This is a genomic window from Citreimonas sp. (assembly GCF_042096055.1).
Taxonomy (GTDB): domain Bacteria; phylum Pseudomonadota; class Alphaproteobacteria; order Rhodobacterales; family Rhodobacteraceae; genus Citreimonas.
In genome coordinates this window covers 1-5,784 of sequence record NZ_JBELMH010000126.1, presented here as the reverse complement: position 1 = coordinate 5,784, position 5,784 = coordinate 1, and the positions used below count along the sequence as shown (strand labels likewise).

9 protein-coding genes are annotated in these 5,784 nt (G+C 69.5%); 3 read left to right on the top strand and 6 right to left on the bottom strand.

Going from position 1 to position 5,784, the window contains the following annotated elements; all coding sequences use genetic code 11:
* Positions 1-20: 20 nt before the first annotated feature.
* From ACFDTC_RS17140 to ACFDTC_RS17130, 3 genes are all read right to left on the bottom strand, one after another.
* Entirely contained in the window at positions 21-479 is a 459-nt protein-coding gene (locus tag ACFDTC_RS17140; RefSeq protein ID WP_375260094.1) for a GNAT family N-acetyltransferase, read from the bottom strand.
* 84 nt (positions 480-563) lie between these two features.
* Positions 564-1,268, bottom strand: coding sequence for a hypothetical protein (locus ACFDTC_RS17135; RefSeq protein WP_375260093.1), 705 nt, complete (start codon positions 1,266-1,268; stop codon positions 564-566).
* Positions 1,240-1,524: a hypothetical protein gene (locus ACFDTC_RS17130; protein WP_375260092.1), complete on the bottom strand. Its 285-nt coding sequence runs from the start codon at positions 1,522-1,524 to the stop codon at positions 1,240-1,242. Before ACFDTC_RS17130 ends, ACFDTC_RS17135 begins: the two co-directional genes overlap by 29 nt.
* Before the next feature lie 184 nt (positions 1,525-1,708).
* Here ACFDTC_RS17130 and ACFDTC_RS17125 point away from each other — a divergent pair, with 184 nt between their 5' ends.
* Positions 1,709-2,002 carry a hypothetical protein gene (locus ACFDTC_RS17125; RefSeq protein WP_375260091.1) on the top strand — a complete coding sequence of 98 codons (294 nt, stop codon included), beginning with the start codon at positions 1,709-1,711 and terminating at the stop codon, positions 2,000-2,002.
* Here ACFDTC_RS17125 and ACFDTC_RS17120 read toward each other — a convergent pair.
* Genes ACFDTC_RS17120 through puuE form a run of 3 tightly spaced genes read right to left on the bottom strand, consistent with a single transcriptional unit; the run spans position 1,999 to position 4,766 of the window.
* On the bottom strand, positions 1,999-2,484 hold the full coding sequence (locus tag ACFDTC_RS17120) for an ureidoglycolate lyase (RefSeq protein ID WP_375260090.1): 486 nt from the start codon (positions 2,482-2,484) through the stop codon (positions 1,999-2,001). The two genes, ACFDTC_RS17125 and ACFDTC_RS17120, sit on opposite strands and share 4 nt — an antisense overlap.
* 33 nt (positions 2,485-2,517) lie before the next feature.
* A complete protein-coding gene (locus ACFDTC_RS17115) occupies positions 2,518-3,357 on the bottom strand; it encodes a bifunctional allantoicase/(S)-ureidoglycine aminohydrolase (RefSeq protein WP_375260089.1) in 840 nt (279 codons plus the stop codon).
* Positions 3,354-4,766, bottom strand: coding sequence for an allantoinase PuuE (gene puuE / locus ACFDTC_RS17110; RefSeq protein WP_375260088.1), 1,413 nt, complete (start codon positions 4,764-4,766; stop codon positions 3,354-3,356). The genes ACFDTC_RS17115 and puuE overlap by 4 nt, the downstream gene beginning before the upstream one ends.
* Before the next feature lie 124 nt (positions 4,767-4,890).
* On the opposite strand from puuE, the gene uraH reads away from it, so the two are divergent.
* Both uraH and smpB read left to right on the top strand, forming a co-directional pair.
* A complete protein-coding gene (uraH, locus tag ACFDTC_RS17105; protein WP_375260087.1) occupies positions 4,891-5,250 on the top strand; it encodes a hydroxyisourate hydrolase in 360 nt (119 codons plus the stop codon).
* Positions 5,251-5,386: 136 nt separating this feature from the next.
* On the top strand, positions 5,387-5,784 hold a 398-nt coding region (gene smpB, locus ACFDTC_RS17100), incomplete at its 3' end, for an SsrA-binding protein SmpB (protein ID WP_375260086.1).

The window sequence follows — 5,784 nt, the reverse complement described above, 5'->3', positions numbered from 1 at the left end:
CGATCCTGGACCGCATATCCTCAATCGAGGTCCAGCCGCATCGTCGCCATGCCGCCGCGCTGCGACAGCTCTTCGTAGCCTGCGGCGCGGTAGGCGTTGAGCGCCGGCAGATTGTCCAGCTCGCATTTCAGCGTGACGGTCAACGCGCCCAGGCCGCGCGCGGCCTGCTCGACCAGTTCCGCCATGCGCGCGCCGGCACCGCCGCGGGCGTCAGGTTCCAGATAGACGTACGTGAGGTGGCGCACCTCGGGGCCGACGCCCACGCGCAACGCGAAGAATCCCACGTCGCGGCCCGCGCCGTCGGTGATGTAGAACGACGCGTCGTCGGGCTCGGCCAGCCACTTCTCCTGCCATTCGAGCGGATCGAACGGGTGCTTGGCGTTGGGGTTGATCAGCGTCAGGTCGTCGGGATCGGTCAGCATCACCGACAGCGGCGCAAGGTCGAATGGCGCGTTCGGGCGGAGGTCCAGCGCGGTCATGGGCGTCTCCCGTGGCATCTGCGGGGTCTCGAAGCCTTCGCTTTTGCCAGCGGCGCGGCCGGGTTGCAACCTGCGGGCGCTGGCTCAGATGACCTCGATCACGCCCTTGTCGACGGCCAGGACATAGCCCTTGCGCGTGATGTTCTTGACCAGCAGCGCGCTGACCATCTGGTTGCCGAGACCGTCCCGCAACCGCTTGATCCGCACGGCGCCCGACGCCTCGTCGCAATCGACCTCGGGGCGGCCCGAGATCATCGCCTCGATCTGCGCGCCGGTCAGCGTGTCGCCGTCCAGCCGCGCCTCGGCCAGCACGGCCAGCGTCTCCATCAGCGACTCGGTCAGCTTGAAGCCCATCGTGTTGAGGTAGACGACGCCCTCGTCGCGCGCGATGACCAGCGAGTTCACCTCGATCCCCGAGCGTTCGATCTGCGCCATGCGGCGGTTCAGCCCGACCAGCATCACCAGGAAGACCAGCGCCGCCAGCAGCATCGCGGCGGCGAAGACCAGCAGCACGAAGATCACCGTGCGATAGCCAGACAGCACGTCCGAGAACGCCGTGCCGGATTGCGCGAGGATTTCCAGCAGGCGGATCTCGGCGGGGCCGGACAGGTCCTCGGTCTCGACGAACAGGCGCTCGACCCGCGCGTTGAACGCGCCCGCGTCGGGCAGCGTCAGGACCAGCCACAGCCCGGCCGCGACCAGCAGCCCGACGATCGCGGCGATGCCCGCCGCGACGATCCGGGTGCCCGAGCGGCGGGTTTCAGTAACGAAGGTAGAATTGTCCGGCATCGGCCTTCCTGTCGTCGCCCGGCTCCGTCTCGGACAGGCCGACCACGTCTAGCAAGGTCCACCCGGCCGCGTCCAGCCGTGCGCGGGTGGCCGCTTCGGCCGCGTCGCCGGGCGGGCAGTCGCCGTCCAGCTTCAGCACGCCGAAATGCAGCCGCAGCGGATCGTCCTGCTTGGCCTTGTAGGCGGCGAAGCAATCGGCCTGCGCGGCGCCCGGCACCAGCGCCAGGCCGGCGGCGATGACCAGGGATGCAGACAAGGGGGCGAGGGCGGTTTTCATGCACCCAATCTGCGCCCGCCGCGCCCGACATTCAATAACGCGCGCATGATTGGCGGGCCGATATCCGATAGCGGGCGCCCGTCATTGCCCGCACGCGAAGCTCCGGTCCATCACCAAGACATGGCCGATGCCGGCCCGCCGCACTCTTGGAAAGGAGTCGATCATGTCCAGGCGCTTCATCACCGGAATACTCTCCGCAACGATGCTCATCACCGCGATCTCGGTCGCCGCACCGGTGGGTGCGTCGGGCGTGGCGGCTTTGGAGCGGTTCTTCGGTACCGCCGCCGGGCTGTTCGCCATCGGCCACGTTCTGGGCGACGGCGTCGAGGCTCCGACCGAAGCGGCGAGAGGCGCGGCTGCGCCTGCGCCGTCCTGGCGCGATACGGTCAATCCGCATCGCCGCACCGGGCCCTACTGGGCGCCCGAAGGCCCCGTGTGGGGTGGCTCGCGCGGCTAGGCGTCGACGATGGTGACCGGCTCATCCAGCGGATGCTCGACCAGGTTCGGCGTACTCCCGATCCGGTCGATCACCGCGAACAGGCCCGGCGCGTGCAGCGGCGTCAGCACGCCGTGCCACGTGCCGCGCAACAGGTTCACCCCCTGGCCGGGCGCCGCCCGGAAGGCATGGATCGCGCCCGGTGTCTCGCCCGCCTCGGCGACGATGACCAGCCACGGGTGCTCGTGCATCGGGATGAAGGCCTGACTGCCGTCGGGGTGATGCTCGAGAAGGTCCAGCCGGTAGGGCAGGGCGCGCGGCTGGGCGTCGAACAGGCTGATGCCGGCGCGGCCACCGGGGCCGAAATCCAGCCGCGCGCGGTCGTGGAAACGACCGCAGAGGCCCGCGTTGATCATCTTGTCCGGTGTGCCGCGCGTGTCGAGGATGTCGCCGAACGACGCGAACGCCTCTGCGTCGAGCGGGCGGAGCGGGATCGTCTGCATCGTCTCTCCTGTCTGGCCGGTGTCGGGCCGCGCCTAGCCCAGCGTCAGGCGCGGATGGCGGTTCACGTCCTTGTAGAGCAGGTAGCGGAACGGCTCGGTCCCGGTGGCGATGCAGGCCTGCGGGCAGAAGGCGCGCAGCCACATGAAGTCGCCCGGCCCAACCTCGACCCAGTCGGTGTTGAGCAGGTACTTCGCGGTGCCCTGCAGGACGTAGAGGCCATGCTCCATGACATGCGTCTCTGCGAAGGGGATGCGGCCGCCGGGGGCGAAGTTCACGATGTTGACGTGGAAGTCGTGGCGGATGTCGAGCGGGTCGAAGAAGCGCTGCGTCTCCCACAGGCCCTCGGCGCCGGGCATCGCGTTGTTCGGCACGTCCGTCTCATGCCGCACGAAGGGTTCGAGCGGGTTAAGCGAGCCGATGGGCTCGTACCGCTTGCGGATCCAGTGAAAGCCGGCCGGCTCGTCCGAGACGTTCCAGATCTGCCACGGGGCGCCGGCGGGGATGTAGGCCAGGTGCCCGGGCGTGAGGTCATGGCGCGTGCCGCCGATGGACAGGCGCAGCGCGCCCGACGCCACGAAGATCGCGGCCTGCCCGGCGGGGTCAGGCTCGGGCGTGGCGCTGCCACCGCCTGGGGACAGTTCCACCGCCAGCTGGGCGAAGGTCTCGGCGAAGCCCGACAGCGGCCGGGCCAGGATCCAGGCGCGCGCCCCGCTCCAGCCGGGCAGGAACGAGGTGACGATGTCGCGCTGCGTCTTCGCCGGCAGCACCGCGTAGGCGGTGGTGAAGATGGCGCTGCCGGTCGGGTCGACGTCCTGGGCGGGCAGGCCGCCGGGCGGGAAGGCGTAGGTCGGGGCGATCTTGGGATGGATCACAGGATGGACTCCAGTCGTAGCCGGGCAATGCGTTCCACCTGCCCGCAGGCGGTGGCGAATTCGGTATCCGTGTCGTTGGCCACGCGCGTCTCGAACGCCGACAGGATGCCTGCCTTGTCGTGATCGCGCACGGCGATGATGAACGGAAAGCCGTGCTTGGCGGTATAGGCATCGTTGAGCGCAGTAAAGCGCGCGCGCTCGTCGTCGGTCAGCGCGTCGAGGCCGGCGCTTGCCTGTTCCGAAGTCGACTCGGCGGTCAGGCGCTTCGCCGCAGCCAGCTTGCCCGCCAAGTCAGGGTGCGCGTGCAGGACCCCCATCCGTTCTTCGGGCGAGGCGGTGCGGAAGGTGCGCGCCAGTGCGTTGGCGAGGCCCGCCGGGCGGTCATGCGCGGGGCCGAGCTCGAGCTCGAAGGCCCGTTCCGCCACCCAGGGCGAGTGCTCGAAGATGCCGCCGAAGCGCGCGACGAAGGTGTCGCGGTCCATCTCGGACGGGCGTTCCTTGTGCGCGGGCGGGTGCGTCGCGGCCCAGTGCTCGGCCACCTGCAGGCGCGTGGGGGTCCAGACGCCGTCATGCGCCGCGATGTGGTCGAGGAAGCGGATCAGCCCGGCGATCTTGCCCGGACGGCCGATCAGGCGGCAATGCAGGCCGACGCTCATCATCGCGGGGCGGCCCTCGGCGCCTTCGGCCAGCAACACGTCGAAGGCGTCGCACAGGTACTGGCCGAAATCCTGGCCCGTCACCCAGCCCGGCGCGCCGGCGAAGCGCATGTCGTTGGCCTCGAGCGTGTAGGGGATGATCAGCTGGTCACGGCCGTCGATGCGCACCCAGTAGGGCAGGTCGTCGTCGTAGGTGTCCGAGATGTAGGCGAACTGCCCGGTCTCGGCGGCCAGGCGCACGGTGTTCATGCTGCAGCGGCCGGTGTACCAGCCGCGCGGGGGCGTACCCACGACCTCGGTGTGCAGGCGGATCGCCTCGGCGATGGCGGCGCGTTCCTCGGCCTCGGGCATGCCGCGATGCTCGATCCATTTCAGGCCGTGGCTGGCGATCTCCCAGCCCGCGTCCTTCATCGCCTCGACCTGCTCGGGGCTGCGGGCCAGCGCGCTGGCGACGCCGTAGATCGTCAGCGGGATGCCGCGCCCTGTGAACAGGCGGTGCAGGCGCCAGAACCCGGCGCGGGCGCCGTATTCGTAGATCGACTCCATGTTCCAGTGCCGCTCGGCCGGCCAGGGGGCGGCGCCGGGGATGTCGGACAGAAATGCCTCGGAGGCCGCGTCGCCGTGCAGCAGGCTGTTCTCGCCGCCCTCCTCGTAGTTCAGGACGAACTGCACCGCGATCTTCGCGCCCCCGGGCCAGCGCGGGTCGGGGCGGTCGGGGCCGTGGCCGATCATGTCGCGGGGGTAGCGGGTCATCCGGGGCTCCTGTCTGGTTCGGCGCGCAGCATAGCCCCATCGGCGGGGGACCGGAATCGCCGATTGCACCTTGCGCGCGGGCGCCCGGCGCGGTGGGATGCGGGCGAACGGACAGGAGAGCATCATGGCGACCGGATATCTGACGACCCACGTCCTGGACACCGCGCAGGGCTGCCCGGCGGCGGCGCTGGCGATCACGCTCTACCGGATCGAGGGCGAGACCCGGACCGAGGTGGCGTCGAAGCTGACCAACGAGGACGGGCGCACCGACGGGCCGATCCTGCCGGCCGAGAAGTTCGCCCCCGGCACCTACGAGCTGGTCTTCCACGCGGGCGACTACCTGCGCAAGGTCGGGCTCGACGCGGCCGAGCCGCTGTTCCTGGACGTGGTCCCGATCCGCTTCGGGATGTCGGACCCGGACGCCCACTACCACGTGCCGCTGCTGCTGTCGCCCTACGGATATTCGACCTACCGGGGCAGCTGAGACGGGTGTCCCACGATGGGACATGCCGGTGCCCTAGCGAAATCAATGGCTTGCAGAGACGGATTCATCATCCGTTAGGAATTGCCCCCGCGCGCGGGTTCTGGACTCCGCCGCGGCCGATGCCTATCTGGGGCGCATGGCCAGCAAACCCGAGAACAAGAACTACAAGGTGATCGCCGAGAACCGGCGCGCGCGCTTCGACTACGCGATCGAGGACGATCTCGAGGTCGGGATCGTGCTGATGGGGTCCGAGGTGAAGTCGCTGCGGCTGAACAGCGCCAACATCGCCGAAAGCTACGCCGCGGTCGAGAACGGCGAGCTGTGGCTGGTCAACAGCTACATCGCCCCCTACGAGCAGGCCATGTTCGGCCACGAGGACCGCCGCCGCCGCAAACTGCTGGCCAACAAGCGCGAACTGGCCCGCATGTGGAACGAGACCGCCCGCAAGGGCATGACGCTGGTCCCGCTGGTGCTGTACTTCAACCACAAGGGCGTGGCGAAGATGAAGATCGGCATCGCCAAGGGCAAGAAGAC

Excerpts from the sequence above, each read along its gene's own strand:
- ACFDTC_RS17140 (WP_375260094.1), bottom strand. The coding sequence starts at position 479 with ATGACCGCGCTGGACCTCCGCCCGAACGCGCCATTCGACCTTGCGCCG.
- ACFDTC_RS17135 (WP_375260093.1), bottom strand. The coding sequence starts at position 1,268 with ATGCCGGACAATTCTACCTTCGTTACTGAAACCCGCCGCTCGGGCACC.
- ACFDTC_RS17125 (WP_375260091.1), top strand. The coding sequence starts at position 1,709 with ATGTCCAGGCGCTTCATCACCGGAATACTCTCCGCAACGATGCTCATC.
- ACFDTC_RS17120 (WP_375260090.1), bottom strand. The coding sequence starts at position 2,484 with ATGCAGACGATCCCGCTCCGCCCGCTCGACGCAGAGGCGTTCGCGTCG.
- puuE (WP_375260088.1), bottom strand. The coding sequence starts at position 4,766 with ATGACCCGCTACCCCCGCGACATGATCGGCCACGGCCCCGACCGCCCC.
- uraH (WP_375260087.1), top strand. The coding sequence starts at position 4,891 with ATGGCGACCGGATATCTGACGACCCACGTCCTGGACACCGCGCAGGGC.